We start from the raw sequence: 15,998 nt of genomic DNA, 5'->3' as shown, positions 1-15,998 counted from the left end.
AGGACGGGTGACAGGCAAGGCAGGCCGCCCGACGACTCTCGGTCCGTGACCGCGCCCGGACGGGTCCTGGCACCGTCCACCGGGCCCGGTCGCGGCGAGCTGCTCCGCGAGCGTCCCGAGGAGTTCAGACGATGCGCGGGCTACGGCGTTCGACGAGGACGGTGTCGCGCCAGACGCCCTGGTGGCGCCCGATGCGCTCACGGGTGCCGATGACCCGGAAACCCGCGCGGGCGTGGACGGCGAGGCTGGCGGTGTTCTCGGGGAAGATGCCGGCCTGAACGGTCCAGATCCCCGCCGCCTCGGTCGAGTCGACGAGCGCGGCGAGCAGCGCGGAGGCGACACCGCGTCCCCGGGCACGGGGGTGCACGTACACGGAGTGCTCGACGACACCGACGTACGCGCACCGGTCGGAGACCTGCGAGGCGGCCACCCAGCCGAGCACCCGACCGTCCTCGTCGAGCGCGACGAAGCGATGCTCGGACAGTTTGGCCGCGTCGAACTGCGCCCAGGTCGGGGCGGTGGTCTCGAAGGTGGCGTCGCCCTCGTCGATCCCGGCCTGGTAGATCGCGACGACCTCGTCGGCATGGGCGGCTGTGAGGGGTGCGAGGGCGATGGTGCGGGCAGCTGATCCGGTCATGGGGCGGAGTCTCCCAGACCGAGACCTGAGCGGTGGAACGGCCCGGTGGAGAGTGGGGGCAGCGTCGACCAGGTGCCGTTCCCCAGCGCGGACGGCCGGCCGAAGACCGGCGAGGGATGGTCGACGGGCACGCATGCGCGCGTCCCCGTGGTGTCGACCAGCCAGTATCGGCTCTACCCCCGCCCCTCGTCGCTGTCGGCCGTCGAGACAACGAGGGCGGTCTCGTCGACGAAGCCGCCCGCCCAGTCCCAGCGGGCGGGCCGAATCGATGGATCTATGAGACGGACGGGGCGTGGAGCGATGAGTTTCGGGTGGGCCGGCGGTCTGCCTTGCATGGAGAACACTTCACGCATGGAGCCGATCGACCTGGGGGCGGCCGCGGAGCGCGTCGCCCGGCTCGCCGAGGACATCGGCGACGAGCGGCTCGACGATCCGACGCCCTGCCCCGAGTACGCGGTACGGGAACTGCTCGCTCACGTCGCCGGCCTCAGCGTCGCCTTCCGCGACGCCGCCCGCAAGCAGTTCGGGCCGACGACGGGCACACCGCCCGGCTCGACCCGTCCGGTACTGGCGGACGACTGGCGGACGGCCCTGCCGAAGGCGCTGGCCGAGCTGGCCGCCGCCTGGCGGGAGCCGGACGCCTGGGAGGGGGACACACAGGCGGGTGGAATCGACCTGCCGGCCGCTGTCATGGGCCGGATCGCACTCGACGAGCTGCTGATCCACGGCTGGGACCTGGCGCGGGCGACCGGCCAGAGGTACGAGGTGAGCGAGGAGGAACTGAGGGTCTCCGAGGCGCTGTTGACGCCGACCGACGACACCGCCGACGAGGGGTTCTTCGGCCCCGTCGTCCCGGTCCCGGACAGCGCGCCCCTGCTGGACCGCGTGATCGGCCTCAGCGGGCGCCGGCCCGACTGGCATCCCGCCTAGGCCGGGAGCGCCCCAGGCCGCCTCGCCGCCTGCCACCGGTCTGCGGCAGGCGGCAGGCGGCAGGCGGCAGGCGGCAGGCGGCAGGCGGCAGGCGGCCGGGATCGGTCGCGCCCCGCGATCCGGCGCCTCGTTGTCGTTCTTCACCTGGACCTCACCTGCCCGGCGCGGCCGCCCTGCGGTGCTTGAGGTTCACGGAGGCGGCCTTCGTCACGGCCGCGGGGTTCAGGAATCGCAGTGGGCCGATCAGGCGGGACGCGAAGAGATGCATGTGCCGCGCCAGCGACTCGTCGCGCACCGCCGCCGAGAACATCAGGCGTTCCATGGGGTTGAACGGGCGGGCCTTGGCGAAGTCGGCGGCCAGGCTCTGGTGGGCTGTCAGCCGGCGCCGGTGTGTGCGGGCGTACGTCGCGAGCGCCTTGTCGAGGTCGCCCCTGCCCGTCGCGGTCGAGGCGACCGCGTCCGTCAGCCATCGCGCGGACTCCAGGGCCCACCCGCAGCCCACTCCCCAGAGGGGGTCGCCGGTCAGGGCGGCGTCGCCGATGAGTGCGACGCCCGGTGCGGTCGCCCTGCGGCTGCGGAGGGGGTAGTCGATCGTGCCGATGATCTTCGTGACGCGCTCGGCGGAGTCGATGGGCGGCGCCTCGGGCAGGGCGCGGACGAATGCCAGGAAGTTGCCCTCCAGGTCCTCCCGGAAGGCCGGCAGTCGTTCCTTGTCCGGGACCACGGCCATGACCGTCACCCCGTCGTCGTTCGGGAACGCGTACGCCATGTCGGGTTCGAGGAACCAGGTCTGGGCGATCCCGCCGTGCAGCGGAAGGTTGCGGAAGTGCGCGAGGTAGGCGAACCGCGTGTTCTCGTACTGCCGGGTGGGCACTTCGGCGAACTTCGCCACGGCCGAGTCCTTGCCGTCGGCGCCGACGACCAGGCGGGCCCGGATCTCGCGCTCGCCCTGTGGTGTCGACGTACGCACCCCCACGGTTCGCCCGGCGTTCCGGACCAGTCCGGTCACCTGATGGCCGAGGAGCAGATCGACGCCCGGGGTCTCCGCCGCCCGGGACCTGATCAACGGGTCGAGGGTGCTGCGCCGGATGTTGTATCCGTACGGGAGCGGCGGGCCCGCCGCCGCGGCCCTCGGCTCGATCCAGCCCCAACGGGTGTGCCAGCGGGCCTCGTTGCGGACGGCTCCCGCCTTCTCCAGTGCGGGGACGAGACCGAGTTCGTCCAGGACCGGGTAGGCGTTGGCCGTGAGGGAGTGGGTACACAGCACCTTGTACGCGTCGGGGTCCGAGCGGCGTTCCAGCAGTGCGACGCGGACACCGCGCCGAGCGAGCAGGATCGCCGCAGTGCTGCCGGCGAGGCTGGCTCCGCTGATGACGACGTCGTAGCCGTGTCCCGTGCTCTCAGGCTTGGTCATGCGCTGAGCGCTCCCTTCGGGGTTCCCCAGGAGTGGTGTCCCGCTCATACTGTCAGGCACATGACCAAATGAGGCGCCCCTGGAACAGCGGGACACCGGGATCACCGGGACCGGCGGGCGAGGCCCGCCGGTCCCGCTCAGACCTGTGTCAGTTGATCGTCCATTGCTGCAAGGGCGAGCCCGTGTCGGGCTGTTGGGTGACCGCGGCCCCGTTGGCGGTGGACGCGGTGGTGAGCAGGAGGCCGCTCTTCACCGAGGCGACGGTGTACGCGCCGTTCGCCAGCCGCGTCACGGTCCAGCGCTGGTTGCCGCCGCCGGTGCAGGGCCATTGGATCACCTTGGCGCCGGCGGCCGTCGACCCGCTCTCGACGTCGGCACAGAGCCCCGACTCGGCGTTGGCGAGCTCGTAGGAGCCGTCGGTGCGGCGCGTGAACCGCCACGTCTGATTGGCGCCGCCGTTCGCGGTCCAGGTGACGAGCTGCGTACCGGCGGTGGTGCTGTGGCCCGGGTTGTCCAGGGCCTTTCCGCTAGCGCTGAGGGTGTGGTCGCCGTCGGCGATCCCGCCGGGGGCCTGGCCCACCGCCGTGAGGGTCAGGGTCTGCTCACTCGCCGTGCGCGTGCCGCCCACCGCGTTGCCCGTGCTGTTGGTCCAGGTACGGGTGGGGGTCGTCTCGGCCAGTCGGTTCGCGGCGGCGGACATGCCGACCACGAGGCCGCTGTAGCGGTTGACCAGGCGGTACGTGCCGTTCGGCGAACCGTCCACGGCGGACGCGCCGGGTATCACGAACCACTGCTGCCCCACGGTGGGACCGCCGGCCGGGGCCGCGGTGACCGTCGGCTTGGTGCCCCAGGCGCGGCTGCCCGTACTGGCGGAGTCGACGCCGAGGAGCTGCCCGGTGGCGGCGTTGGCGATCCTGTGCGACCCGTCTCCGTTGGCGGTGAAGATCCACGATTCCAGGCCCGCACCGGTGGCCGACGGTACGGACGTGGTGGCCGATCCGCCGGAGACCTGGGCGAGGACGCGACCGCCCGCGCCGGCGATGCGGTACGCCTTGCTCGGGTCGACGGGCGCGGCGGGCGCCGAGGTGTCGACCGCGAGATTGACGTACTCGCTCGACGTTCCGCCCGAGCAGCCGAAGGAGCAGTACGAACGGAAGTTCTTGCCGACGATCCCCGAGCCGGTCTTGTTCACCCCGTCGAGGAACCAGCGGTACCACGACGCGTTCTTGTAGGCGCCCGTGTCCCCGAGGCGGAACCATTTCTGGGTGGTGAGGTCGTCGGTGGCGTAGATCTCCTGGGGTGCGTTGCCGCTCTGGTCGACGGCCTGCGGCTCGCCGATGTACAGCCCCAGGTACGCGTTGTAGGTGATGTCCATGACGAACAGGGGGGATGTGGCGGGCATCTTGCCCGCCGCGACCTGCTGGCTCACCGTGCCGGAGTTCGCCGGGTCGTACTCGCCCCCGACGGGGGTGTAGCCGGTCGTGTCGGTGCCCCCCACCGGCGTCATGTTGCTCTCGCGGCCGCCGACACCGGGCTCGGTCCAGGCGCCGTCGTACCACTTCCTCCAGGAACCGGGCGCCATCTTCCCGGAGATGGGGGCGCGGGCCACATGCGCGTGGAAGGCCTTCCAGCCGCCGTTCTTCTCCACGATCCGTGAACCGTAGAAGGCGTAGAAGTACCCCGACGCGGTGTCGACGAACAGGCGCTGGTCACCGTCGCCGTAGTGGTACGTCTGCTGCGGGAAGGCCGCCGTGTCGCCCCGCTTCGTGCTGAACGGGGAGGTGATGACGTGGTCCTTGATGGTCCAGGTCCGGCCCTGGTCGGTGGAGACCGCGTAGTCGATGCCGTCGTAGTGGACGCCGTCACCGAAGGGCTGGGGCGTGAACTCGTTGTGGACCAGGCCGTACCAGTCGCCGGTGTCCGGGTCGACCCACACCCCGGCCAGGTCGCAGAAGTTCTTCTGGGAGTAGGACGATCCGGCCGGCGGGTAGGTGGACTTCAGACCGGTCGGACTGTTGTTGCACCGCCAGGTCGTGTCGTTGTTCCGGTCGTTGCCGTTCGCCGGGTTCACGGCGTCGCTGAGGGCGCTCGACCGGACGGCGGTGTCGAAGTTGCTCCCGGTGTAGAAGGTCCATCTGCGCTGCTGCGTCGATCCGTAGAGCGCGTGGGCCTGCTGGAAGTAGAACGTGCCGTCCTTGTCGATGTACGTCGCGGCCGGAGTGTCATCAGGGTGCGCCCACGACCCCTTCGCACCGACGGTGACGCTGTACGTGGCGGCGTTCGCGGCCGCCGGTGCGGACGTCGTCGCCGCTGCCGGCGCCGTCACCGCGGCGCCGCCTCCGACCATCGCGAGGGTCACGGCGACGACCGTACCGATCAGGCTTCTTCGAGGAGTTGACAAGGTGACTCCCTGGCTGGTCTCCGTGCGCAGCTCTTCATGGCGGCGCTACCTCGCCGACCGGAACCCTGCCGGGCACACACGGTGGCTGGGACCACAGAACCGCGCCGCACGGACCGTGCACATGGACACTCCTCCGCAGGGGCTTGGACTTTCCGGCCGAAGAGCTCGCGAGGGACGGTGGACCTGCCGAACGCCGGAAGTCACCGCTGCGGCAGCCGGTCCAGCTCCACCGCGCCCGTCCCTCCGTCACGGCGTCCAGTACCGCGCGAGCGCACCCTCCCGGTACGGTGCCGGGCTCACGCTGAGTTCGCCTGCGAAGGGGCGGTCGAGGACGAAGACCAGGAGCAGACTGAAGCCGATGAGGGCGGCGACGGAGGCGACGAAGAGGAGCTGGATCCGCAGCCTGCGCATGCCGTAGAGGAAGGTGAGCGGGATCAGGACGAGCGCGCCGCCGAACGCCAGGGCCTGGAGCAGCGGCGGCAGTTGCTGCTCCGCCATGGTCAGCCGGGCCCGGCGCTGGGAGGCGACGTCGTTCAGCTGGTGGACGGCCTCCTCGTAGAAGACCTCCTCGCGGGCGGTCTTCGGCTCGAACTCCTGGAGCACGTCGTAGACGGTCTGGAACGTGACGGCGGTGGACTCGTAACTCGGCGCTCCCTCGCGCATCAGCGGCCACTGGACTTCCACGACGGCGTGGACGTAGTCGCTCAGGGCGGCGTCGAGGCGGGCGCGGACCGGGGGCGGGAAGGCGGCGGCGTCACGCGCGATGAGGGCCATGTCCGTGGCCTCGGCCGCGACGATCGTCTGCGTGCTCTCCAGTTGCGTCCAGAGGGTGACGATGACGAAGGCGAGGATGATCCCGTAGATCGCGCCGAACATCCCCAGCGTCACCCCGACCATGTCATTGTGTTCGCCCTCCGCCAAGGAGGGGTACCTGCGGCGGAGCAGCACGCTGCCGGCGACGGCCAGGACGACGGTCCCGCCGACGGTGGCCACGGCCAGGGTGAAGGTGCTGAAGTGATTGAGCAGCCAGAGCGACATGTGCCGGGAGTGTAGGGACACGACGGACCGTCGCCGCCCGTCCGCCGGCGGGGGCGCACGAGGGCGTACGAGGGTCCGTCGCCCGCGCGTGCGGTGCAACGCGCTCCGTTCGTCCACGCTGTCGCGCGCCGCCACCCGTGAGAGTCCACACCATCGGGTGAGGCGGCGTGTCGGCTTCGCCAGGCGCTCCTCAGGTCCGGGTGTCCGACGAGCGTGGCGTCGGTAGCGGCCTGCTCGCGCTCCGGGTCGCTCGTCGCCGCCGCGCCGGGCCCGGCCCTGGCGGCGCGGAGGGCCCCGGTCAGCGATCCCGGTGGGGCGGCTTGAGCCGGCGCAGGGTGTAGCCGTCGCGGGCCGGGTCCAGGGGCCTGGTCGCCTGCTTGAAGAGGTACTCGGCCCGTTCGTAGGAGAGTCGGCGACGACCCGTGTCCGGGCACAGGTCGGACGCCCCGGGCGTACGGGCCGGGCCGGGGCGGCGGTCGGAGAGGAAGACCGGGCCGCGTGTCCGGCCGGCGAGCAGCCGGGGCAGGAGCCGGGCCGTTCCGGATCGCCAGCTCACCCAGGCACCGAGGGAGCGGGCGCGGCGGTCGTCGAGGTCCAGGTCCTCCACGTTCAGGGAAAGGACCGCCGTCGTCCCGGCGCCCGACTCGTACAGCAGGCGCCACAGCGTCTCCTCGCGCAGCGGCAGGTCCGGGAGGCTCCAGACCGCGTCGAGCTGCGCGGGGTCGAGGGGCCGCGCCCGGGGGCGGGTCCCGGCGCGGCGGTCGAGCCCCGCGGCGAGGTCGTCAAGGGAGGCCCAGGTGCCGAAGGACCGGACGGCTGCCCGGTGCCGGTTCCAGGTCGCCGCCGCCGCCTCGCCCCAGGTCGTCGTGAAGACGCGCGTCACCTGGTCCGCCGTCAGGGACGCCAGCGGCTGCCGGTCGCCGAGGGTGCGGCGGAGGCGGCGGAGCGTCTGCCCGTACGAGCGGCTCGTCGCGGGGTCCAGGTCGTCCCGGCTCAGGAAGGCCTCGGCCGCCTCCCCCAGGACGGGGCCCGCCGGAGCGGCGGCGCCGAGCTCGTCCGCGCGCCGCTCCAGAAAGGCGCGCTCGGCGGCGTTCCGCGCGAGGGACGCCGCCCGCCGGAACTCGACGCGGGCCTCGTCGAAGCGGTCGAGCCGGGCCAGCAAGTCCGCCCGGACGCTGGGGAGGAGGTGGTAGTCGCGCAGCACCGGATCGGTGAGCAGGGCGTCGATCAGTTCGAGCCCCGCCCGCGGCCCGTACGCCATCCCGACCGCCACGGCGCTGTTCAGCCGGACGACCGGCGTCGGCAGGATCCGGGTCAAGGCCGCGTACAGGGCGGCGATCTGTGCCCAGTCGGTGTCCTCCGCGTTCCTGGCCTGTGCGTGGCACACGGCGATGGCCGCCTGGAGCATGTACGGACCGGGGGCGCCGCCCGTCTCCCGGGCCCTCAGCATCGCGGTGAAGCCGCGGCGGATGAGCAGCTGGTCCCAGCGGCCCCGGTTCTGCTCGTGGAGGGGGACGGGCTCGCCGGAGGGGCCGGTGCGCGCGGCGGCGCGGGACGCCTGGATCTCCATCAGCGCGACAAGCCCGTGCACCTCGGGTTCCCGCGGGGCCAGTTCGGCGAGGAGCCGGCCGAGGCGCAGGGCCTCCAGGCAGAGTCCGGGCCGCATCAGATCGTCGCCGGAGGTCGCGGAGTACCCCTCGTTGAAGATCAGGTAGATGACTTCGAGGACCGAGGAGAGCCGCTCGGCCAGGTGGTCGCCGTCCGGCAGTTCGAAGGGGACGCCCTCCTCGGCCAGTGTCCGCTTGGCTCCGGCGACGCGCTGGGTGATCACTGTCTCGGTGACGAGGAAGGCGCGGGCGATCTCCTGGGCCGTCAGGCCGCCGAGCAGGCGGAGCGTCAGGGCGGCGCGGGCCTCGGTCGGCAGCACGGGGTGACAGGAGAGGAAGACGAGCCGGAGGACGTCGTCCGGCTCGTCGTCCGGCCGTGCGTCGGGGTCCTGTCGGCGGTCCTGTCGCTGCCCCAGTTCGTGGGCGAGCTGCTCCTGCTTGCGTTCGAGGCGCTGGGTGCGGCGGAGGTGGTCGAGGGCGCGCCGCTTGGCGGTGGTCGTCAGCCAGGCGCCGGGGTTGTCGGGGACGCCCGAGACGGGCCACTGTTCGAGGGCGGCGACGAGGGCGTCCTGGGCCAGTTCCTCGGCGAGACCGACGTCGCGGACCATGCGGGTGAGAGAGGCGACGATCTTCGCCGACTCCAGTTTCCAGGCCGCATCGACCGTGCGGTGAACGTCCGGCAGCACAGGAACGATCACAGCACCCGCCGCGGCTCGGTCGCAAGCCGCGGGGGTGCTGTGATCAGTGGGACGCCCCCTGGACGTCGGGAGCGTGGTTGTCGGGGAGCGTGGTCGTCAGTGAGCGTGGTCGTCGGGGAACGTGGTCGTCAGGGAGCCTGGTCGTCAGGGAGCCTGGCCGTCAGGGGCCGAAGACCTCCTGGACCACGCTCTCGCCGTCTCCGACGATCCGGCGGAAGCGGCGGGCCAGCTCGATCGCCTCCTCCTTGGAGCGGACCTCGATCAGCGCGAAGCCGGCCACGGCTTCCTTGGCCTCGGCGAAGGGCCCGTCCGTCACGGTGATCTCGTCCCCCGCGGAGGTGACGCGGACGCCGCCCGGCTCCAGGCCGCCGGTCGCCAGGAGCACACCGGCCGCCGTCAGCTCCTCGATGAACCGACCCATCTCGGCGTACAGCTTCTCGTCGGGGGCGGTGTCGGACGGCTTGGTCGTCATCAGGTAGCGCATGGGGATCTCTGTTCCTCTCATCGTTCCGGTCATCGTTCGGGTGGTTCGTTCGGGTGGTTCTGCCTAAGCGTCGAACAAGGGCATGTGACAGGGAATGCATCCGTTCCCTGTCACATCGCCGGTTCGACGTGTCACCGAGAAGCAGACCGCCACGGACACCGGAAGAGAGCCCCGACATGGCCACCACGCAGACCGCCCCCGGCACCACCCCGCAGAGCGCCCCTCGCACCGCCCCGACCGTCGCCCCCTCCCGCGCCACCACCCGCTCCCTGCTCACCGTCGCGGTCGTGGCGCAGCCCCTGTGGGCTGTCGTGGCGCTCACCCAGGCCGCCACCCGCGACGGCTACGACATCACCCGCCACCCGCTGAGCGCCCTCAGCAACGGGTCCCTCGGCTGGATCCAGATCACCAACTTCGTCCTCGCCGGTGTCCTGACCGTCATCGGCGCCGGCGGACTGCGCCGGGTCCTCCGGGGCGCCCCCGGCGGGACGTGGGCGCCCCGGCTCGTACGGATCAGCGGTATCGGCATGATCGCGGCGGGCGCGTTCGTGATGGACCCGGCCGACGGTTTCCCCGTCGGGACGCCGGACGGGATGCCCGCAGCCCTGTCCTGGCAGAGCTACGCCCACTTCGCCGCCGGTTCCGTCACGTTCACCGCGCTGATCGCCGCCTGCTACGTCCTGGGCCGGCACTTCGGCCGCGCCGGGATGCGGAAGCACGCCATCGGCTCGCGGGTCGCGGGGACGGCGCTGCTGCTCGGCAACGGCTGGGCGATGAGCGGCGGCAAGGCCGGCACGCTCACCCTGGCGATCGGGGTGATCACGGCGATGGTGTGGATCTCCTCGGTCGCCGCCCGGTACCGCCGCGCGCTCTGAGCCGACTCATGGCACCGCGAGGCCACGCTTCGGTGGCACGCCTCCGTGGCACGCCTCGGTGGCACGACTCGCCCCGCCTCAGCGATGCGGTGCTCGGCCTCGTCGGGGCCACATGTGGGAGTCGGCGGGCCCGGGGTGATCCCGGCCCGCCGACTCCCTCTGTCGCGGTCGTCGCGACAAGGCCATCAGCCCTTGGTCAGTTCCCTGAGGGCGATGTTGAGCTTCAGGACGTTGACCCGGGGCTCGCCGATGAAGCCGAGGACGCGGTCGTCGGTGTGGTCGGCGACGAGCTTGTCGACCTGGGCGACGGTCAGCTCGTTCTTCTCGGCGATCCGGTGGACCTGGAGCTCCGCGTACTCCGGGGAGATGTGCGGGTCCAGGCCGGAGCCGGAGGAGGTGACCGCGTCCGCCGGGACGTCGGACGGCTTGACCGCGTAGCCGGCCGTCGAGTTGTCCTTGATCACGGCCGCCTTGGCGTCCTTGACCCACTGGATCAGGTCCTCGTTGTCGCCGGAGCGGTTGGTCGCGCCGGAGAGGATCAGCGTGTACTGGCCGTTGACGGTGTTGGTGCCCAGGCCGTTGGAGGGACGGGGCTGGAACCACTTCAGGTCCGGGGCCGCCGTCTCCTCCCCGTCCTTCAGCGGCAGGTCGTAGGTCTGGCCGATGAGCTCGGAGCCGACGACCTCGCCGCTCGCGTCGGTGACTTCGGAGCCGTTCGCCTTGCCGGGGAAGACCAGTTGGGCGACGCCGGTGACGGCGAGCGGGTAGAGGACGCCGCACACGACGGTCAGGACGAGGAGGGCGCGCAATCCCGCCCAGAGCACACGGCCGGTGTTTCCTACGGAGTTGTTCATCGTGGGTCAGCCGATTCCGGGGATGAGGGAGAGGAGCAGGTCGATGATCTTGATGCCGATGAACGGGGCGATCAGGCCGCCGAGTCCGTAGATCCCGAGGTTCCGCCGGAGCATCGAGTCGGCGCTGCTCGGCCGGTAGCGGACGCCCTTGAGGGCGAGTGGCACCAGGGCGATGATGATCAGCGCGTTGAAGATGACGGCCGACAGGATCGCGGACTCGGGCGAGGTCAGGCCCATGATGTTGAGCTTGTCCAGGCCCGGGTAGGCGACGGCGAACATCGCGGGGATGATCGCGAAGTACTTCGCGACGTCGTTGGCGATCGAGAAGGTCGTCAACGCGCCACGGGTGATGAGGAGTTGCTTGCCGATCTCGACGATCTCGATGAGCTTGGTCGGGTTGGAGTCGAGGTCGACCATGTTGCCGGCCTCCTTCGCCGCCGACGTACCCGTGTTCATCGCCACGCCGACGTCCGCCTGGGCCAGCGCGGGGGCGTCGTTGGTGCCGTCACCGGTCATCGCGACGAGCTTGCCGCCCGCCTGCTCCCGCTTGATGAGGGCCATCTTGTCCTCGGGAGTGGCCTCGGCGAGGAAGTCGTCGACACCCGCCTCTTCGGCGATGGCCTTCGCGGTCAGCGGGTTGTCGCCCGTGATCATGACCGTACGGATGCCCATGCGGCGCAGCTCGTCGAACCGCTCCCGCATGCCCTCCTTGACGACGTCCTTGAGGTGGACGACGCCCAGGACGCGGGCGCCCTCGTCGTCGTTGACCGCGACGAGCAGCGGCGTACCACCGGCCTGCGCGATCCGGTCGGTCAGGGTCTCGGCGTCGTCGGCGACCGTGCCGCCCTGCTCACGGACCCAGGCGACCACCGAGCCGGTCGCGCCCTTGCGGGTCTGCCTGCCGTCGACGTCGACACCCGACATACGGGTCTGGGCGGTGAACTCGATCCACGTGGCGTGGGAGAGCTCGCCCTGGTGACGCTCACGCAGGCCGTACTTCTCCTTGGCGAGGACCACGATCGAGCGCCCTTCGGGCGTCTCGTCCGCGAGGGAGGAGAGCTGGGCGGCGTCGGCCAGTTCGGCCTCGGTGGTGCCCTTGACGGGCACGAACTCGGAGGCTTGGCGGTTGCCGAGCGTGATGGTGCCGGTCTTGTCGAGCAGCAGTGTCGACACGTCGCCGGCGGCCTCGACCGCGCGGCCGGACATGGCGAGGACGTTGCGCTGCACGAGCCGGTCCATGCCCGCGATGCCGATCGCGGAGAGCAGGGCGCCGATCGTGGTCGGGATGAGGCAGACGAGCAGGGCCGTCAGGACGATCAGGGAGGTCTGCTTGTCGGCGCCCGCGTAGATCGCGAACGGCTTCAGAGTGACGACAGCGAGCAGGAAGACGATCGTGAGGGACGACAGCAGGATGTTGAGGGCGATCTCGTTGGGGGTCTTCTGCCGGGCGGCGCCCTCGACCAGGCTGATCATCCGGTCGATGAAGGTCTCGCCGGGCTTCGTCGTGATCTTGACGACGATCCGGTCGGAGAGGACCTTGGTGCCGCCCGTGACCGCGCACCGGTCGCCGCCGGACTCACGGATGACCGGAGCCGACTCACCGGTGATCGCCGACTCGTCAACCGACGCGACACCCTCGACGACGTCACCGTCGCCGGGGATGATGTCGCCGGCCTCGCAGACCACCAGGTCGCCGATGCGCAGCTCGGTGCCGGGGACCCGCTCCTCGGTCTTGCCGATGAGGCGGCGGGCGACGGTGTCGGTCTTGGCCTTGCGCAGGGTGTCGGCCTGGGCCTTGCCGCGGCCCTCGGCGACCGCCTCCGCGAGGTTGGCGAAGACGGTGGTCAGCCACAGCCAGACGGTGATCGCCCAGCCGAACCAGTCGCCCGGGTTCCTGACCGCGAGCACGGTGGTGACCACCGAGCCGATCAGGACCACGAACATCACGGGCGACTTGATCATCACGCGCGGGTCGAGCTTCCTGACCGCGTCGGGGAAGGACTTGATCAGCTGCTTGGGGTCGAACAGTCCCCCGCCGACGCGTCCGGAGACCTGATGCCCCATAGGCACATCCGGCGTATCCGGCGCATCCAAGTGCGGTGCCCGGGTGGGAGTGACGGTGCTCATGCTGCGAGCCCTTCGGCGAGCGGTCCCAGCGCGAGGGCCGGGAAGTAGGTGAGACCGGCGACGATCATGATCGTGCCGCCCAGGAGCCCCGTGAACAGCGGCTTCTCCGTCCGGAGCGTGCCCGCGGTCTCGGGCACCGGCGTCTGCTCGGCGAGCGAGCCGGCCAGGGCGAGCACGAACACCATCGGCAGGAACCGGCCGAGCAGCATCGCGATGCCGATCGTCGAGTTGAACCACTGCGTGTCGGCGTTCAGACCCGCGAACGCGGAGCCGTTGTTGTTGGCGCCGGACGTGTAGGCGTACAGGATCTCGGAGAAGCCGTGCGCGCCGGAGTTCGTCATCGAGTGCGACGGGGTGTCCAGGGCCATCGCGACGGCGGTGAAGCAGAGCACGAGCGCCGGGGTGACGAGGATGTAGCAGGCCGCGAACTTGATCTCGCGAATGCCGATCTTCTTGCCCAGGTACTCAGGGGTGCGGCCGACCATCAGACCGGCGATGAACACGGCGATGACCGCCATGATCAGCATGCCGTAGAGGCCGGAGCCGACGCCGCCGGGCGCGATCTCGCCGAGCTGCATGCCCAGCATCGTGATGCCGCCGCCGAAGCCCGTGTACGAGGAGTGGAAGGAGTTGACGGCACCGGTCGAGGTGAGCGTGGTCGCCACCGCGAAGAGCGACGAGCCGCCGATCCCGAACCGGGTCTCCTTGCCCTCCATCGCACCGCCGGCGAGGTCGAACGCGGGACCGTTGTGGGCGAACTCGGTCCACATCATCAGCGCGGTGAACCCGACCCAGATGGCCGCCATCGTCCCCAGGATCGCGTACCCCTGCTTCAGCGAGCCGACCATACGGCCGAAGGTCCGCGTCAGCGCGAAGGGAATGACGAGGATCAGATAGATCTCGAAGAGGTTCGACAGGCCGTTCGGGTTCTCGAAGGGGTGGGCCGAGTTGGCGTTGAAGTAACCGCCGCCGTTCGTGCCCAGCTCCTTGATGACCTCCTGCGAGGCGACGGCCCCGCCGTTCCACTGCTGGGTGCCGCCCATGAACTGACCGACCTCGTGAATGCCCGCGAAGTTCTGGATCGCGCCGCAGGCGACGAGGACCAGGGCGCCGATCACCGAGATCGGCAGCAGGATGCGGACGACACCGCGGACCAGGTCTGCCCAGAAGTTGCCCAGCTCACCGGTACGGGACCTGCCGAAGCCGCGGACGAGGGCGACCGCCACGGCGATCCCCACCGCCGCCGAGACGAAGTTCTGCACCGCGAGGCCGCCGGTCTGCACGACGTGGCCCATGGCCTGCTCGCCGTAGTACGACTGCCAGTTGGTGTTCGCCACGAACGAGGCGGCGGTGTTGAACGCCTGGTCCGGGTCGATCGAGACGAAGCCGAGCGAGCCGGGCAGCGAGCCCTGGAGCCGCTGGAGCAGGTAGAGGAAGAGGACGCTCACGGCGGAGAAGGCCAGGACACCGCGCAGGTACGCGGGCCAGCGCATCTCGACGCTCGGATTCGCGCCGATGGCCTTGTAGATCCACTTCTCCACCCGCAGGTGCTTCTCCGAGGAGTACACCGTGGCCATGTGGTCGCCGAGCGGGCGGTACGAGAGGCCGAGCGCCACGATCAGGGCGAGGAGCTGGAGAATCCCAGCGAGAACAGGACTCATGGTCGTGCCTCAGAACCTCTCCGGCTTGACGAGGGCGAGGACGAGATAGCCGAGGAGGCCGGCGGCCACCAGCAGACCGATGATGTTCTCGGCACTCACAGCTTGGCCACCCCCTTGGCGATGAAGGCCACCAACGCGAAGATCGCGACCGTGGTGACGACGAAGGCCAGGTCGGCCATCGTGAGCTCCTGAAGGAAGAACGGATTCTCGGACGAGATGAGCAAACCGCTCTTCAGACGGGTGACGGCTCTCGTTAACGCCCCCCATACGTCCCGCGGCGCGCTCTTGACGCGTCCCCTACGCGACCGGCTCGTATGCGGGGTTCTCAGACCGCGCGGGGCAGCGAGACTCGAGTCCTCCTCCCTCCCCGACGACGGATCGGGCACCCCACCCCGCTCCGCGCGGTCGTCGGCCGCCGACGCGGTGACGACCCGGCTCGCGCCGGCGGCCCGGGACGGCGACAGCCGCAGGGGCCTGCCGCCTTCGAGGACGGCATCGCCCTCGCGCAACTCCTGGCGGCCATTCCGGCCGAGCGGAAGGACGCCTTCGTCCTCACGCAACTCCTGGGCCTGCCCTACGCCGAGGCCGCCAAGGCCATCGGCTGTCCGTGGGCACGGTCCGCTCCCGCGCATCCGCGCCCGGGCCTCCCTGATCGCGCTGCTCCGCGGCGAGGAGGACGCGACCCTGGGCCTGTTCCGACCACCCGTCACATCGGCCGCGGGGGCCGGGAACCTTCCCGCACACCGCCACGTTCTACAGAAGCGTAGAAGTGATCGACGACGTCTGGAGTGACGGAACATGGCCCTGTGGGACCGCATCAAGGAATCCGCATCGACGATGCAGACCCAGCTGGAGGCGCGGAAGAACGACCTGAAGAGCGGCGCCTTCCGGGACGCGAGCATGGCGATGTGCGCGCTCGTGGCCGCCGCCGACGGGACGATCGATCCGGCCGAGCGCCGCCGGGTCGCGCAGCTCATCTCGACCAACGAGGTGCTGCAGAACTTCGACGCGGCCGACCTCCAGCGCCGGTTCGACGAGAACCTGAACAAGCTGACGGCCGACTTCGACTTCGGCAGGGTCAGCGTGCTCCAGGAGATCGCCAAGGCGAAGAAGAAGCCCGCCGAGGCCCGCGCCGTCGTCCAGATAGGCATCGTCATCGGCGGCGCCGACGGCGACTTCGACAAGACCGAGCAGGCCGTCGTCCGCGAGGCGTGCTTCACCCTCGGTCTGCCGCCGCACGAGTTCGACCTCTAGGAGAGCCCGGACCTCCGG

Annotated in this window: 14 protein-coding genes and 2 pseudogenes; 4 read left to right on the top strand and 12 right to left on the bottom strand. The window is 70.8% G+C overall.

Annotation, left to right across the window (positions count from 1 at the left end):
- Window positions 1-124 precede the first annotated feature (124 nt).
- Window positions 125-637 carry a GNAT family N-acetyltransferase gene (locus ACFWWU_RS20725; protein WP_384147277.1) on the bottom strand — a complete coding sequence of 171 codons (513 nt, stop codon included), beginning with the start codon at window positions 635-637 and terminating at the stop codon, window positions 125-127.
- A 351-nt stretch (window positions 638-988) separates the two neighbouring features.
- Between ACFWWU_RS20725 and ACFWWU_RS20720 the strand changes: the two genes are divergently transcribed.
- Window positions 989-1,567, top strand: coding sequence for a TIGR03086 family metal-binding protein (locus tag ACFWWU_RS20720; RefSeq protein ID WP_384147276.1), 579 nt, complete (start codon window positions 989-991; stop codon window positions 1,565-1,567).
- Window positions 1,568-1,718: 151 nt separating this feature from the next.
- On the opposite strand, the gene ACFWWU_RS20715 is transcribed toward ACFWWU_RS20720, so the two are convergent.
- The 6 genes and pseudogenes from ACFWWU_RS20715 to ACFWWU_RS20690 all read right to left on the bottom strand — a co-directional run bounded on the left by ACFWWU_RS20715 (window position 1,719) and on the right by ACFWWU_RS20690 (window position 9,209).
- Window positions 1,719-2,981, bottom strand: a complete 1,263-nt coding sequence (locus ACFWWU_RS20715) for an NAD(P)/FAD-dependent oxidoreductase (protein ID WP_384147275.1) — start codon at window positions 2,979-2,981, stop codon at window positions 1,719-1,721.
- Window positions 2,982-3,129: 148 nt separating this feature from the next.
- Window positions 3,130-5,382, bottom strand: coding sequence for an RICIN domain-containing protein (locus tag ACFWWU_RS20710; RefSeq protein ID WP_384147274.1), 2,253 nt, complete (start codon window positions 5,380-5,382; stop codon window positions 3,130-3,132).
- Window positions 5,383-5,628: 246 nt separating this feature from the next.
- Window positions 5,629-6,420 carry a DUF4239 domain-containing protein gene (locus ACFWWU_RS20705; RefSeq protein WP_384147273.1) on the bottom strand — a complete coding sequence of 264 codons (792 nt, stop codon included), beginning with the start codon at window positions 6,418-6,420 and terminating at the stop codon, window positions 5,629-5,631.
- A 298-nt stretch (window positions 6,421-6,718) separates the two neighbouring features.
- A pseudogene (locus ACFWWU_RS20700) lies at window positions 6,719-7,387 on the bottom strand (site-specific integrase); the annotation flags it as partial.
- An 81-nt stretch (window positions 7,388-7,468) separates the two neighbouring features.
- Window positions 7,469-8,635 (bottom strand): annotated as a pseudogene (locus ACFWWU_RS20695) (RNA polymerase sigma factor); the annotation flags it as partial.
- Window positions 8,636-8,885: 250 nt separating this feature from the next.
- Entirely contained in the window at window positions 8,886-9,209 is a 324-nt protein-coding gene (locus tag ACFWWU_RS20690; protein WP_317602152.1) for a YciI family protein, read from the bottom strand.
- Between the two features lie 176 nt (window positions 9,210-9,385).
- Between ACFWWU_RS20690 and ACFWWU_RS20685 the strand changes: the two genes are divergently transcribed.
- Window positions 9,386-10,084, top strand: coding sequence for a DUF998 domain-containing protein (locus ACFWWU_RS20685; RefSeq protein WP_384147272.1), 699 nt, complete (start codon window positions 9,386-9,388; stop codon window positions 10,082-10,084).
- Between the two features lie 185 nt (window positions 10,085-10,269).
- On the opposite strand, the gene ACFWWU_RS20680 is transcribed toward ACFWWU_RS20685, so the two are convergent.
- From ACFWWU_RS20680 to ACFWWU_RS20660, 5 genes are read right to left on the bottom strand one after another with little or no spacing between them, the layout of a single operon-like run.
- Window positions 10,270-10,938: a potassium-transporting ATPase subunit C gene (locus ACFWWU_RS20680; RefSeq protein ID WP_384147271.1), complete on the bottom strand. Its 669-nt coding sequence runs from the start codon at window positions 10,936-10,938 to the stop codon at window positions 10,270-10,272.
- A 6-nt stretch (window positions 10,939-10,944) separates the two neighbouring features.
- Window positions 10,945-13,065: a potassium-transporting ATPase subunit KdpB gene (gene kdpB / locus ACFWWU_RS20675; protein ID WP_384147270.1), complete on the bottom strand. Its 2,121-nt coding sequence runs from the start codon at window positions 13,063-13,065 to the stop codon at window positions 10,945-10,947.
- The gene (kdpA, locus tag ACFWWU_RS20670; protein WP_384147269.1) at window positions 13,062-14,726 is read right to left on the bottom strand and encodes a potassium-transporting ATPase subunit KdpA; all 1,665 of its coding nucleotides are present in this window, start codon (window positions 14,724-14,726) and stop codon (window positions 13,062-13,064) included. Before kdpA ends, kdpB begins: the two co-directional genes overlap by 4 nt.
- A gap of 9 nt (window positions 14,727-14,735) precedes the next feature.
- On the bottom strand, window positions 14,736-14,825 hold the full coding sequence (gene kdpF / locus ACFWWU_RS20665; protein WP_056647661.1) for a K(+)-transporting ATPase subunit F: 90 nt from the start codon (window positions 14,823-14,825) through the stop codon (window positions 14,736-14,738).
- Window positions 14,822-15,286: a hypothetical protein gene (locus tag ACFWWU_RS20660; protein WP_384147484.1), complete on the bottom strand. Its 465-nt coding sequence runs from the start codon at window positions 15,284-15,286 to the stop codon at window positions 14,822-14,824. Before ACFWWU_RS20660 ends, kdpF begins: the two co-directional genes overlap by 4 nt.
- Between ACFWWU_RS20660 and ACFWWU_RS20655 the strand changes: the two genes are divergently transcribed.
- Together ACFWWU_RS20655 and ACFWWU_RS20650 are read left to right on the top strand one after the other, a co-directional pair.
- Window positions 15,221-15,493, top strand: coding sequence for a sigma factor-like helix-turn-helix DNA-binding protein (locus ACFWWU_RS20655; RefSeq protein WP_384147470.1), 273 nt, complete (start codon window positions 15,221-15,223; stop codon window positions 15,491-15,493). The two genes, ACFWWU_RS20660 and ACFWWU_RS20655, sit on opposite strands and share 66 nt — an antisense overlap.
- Window positions 15,494-15,524: 31 nt before the next feature.
- On the top strand, window positions 15,525-15,980 hold the full coding sequence (locus ACFWWU_RS20650; RefSeq protein WP_384147268.1) for a tellurite resistance TerB family protein: 456 nt from the start codon (window positions 15,525-15,527) through the stop codon (window positions 15,978-15,980).
- Window positions 15,981-15,998: the final 18 nt, after the last annotated feature.

Source organism: Streptomyces sp. NPDC058650, from assembly GCF_042717315.1.
Lineage (GTDB): Bacteria > Actinomycetota > Actinomycetes > Streptomycetales > Streptomycetaceae > Streptomyces.
Note: the sequence above shows the minus strand (reverse complement) of the source record. Positions and strands in the feature narration are given on the sequence as shown.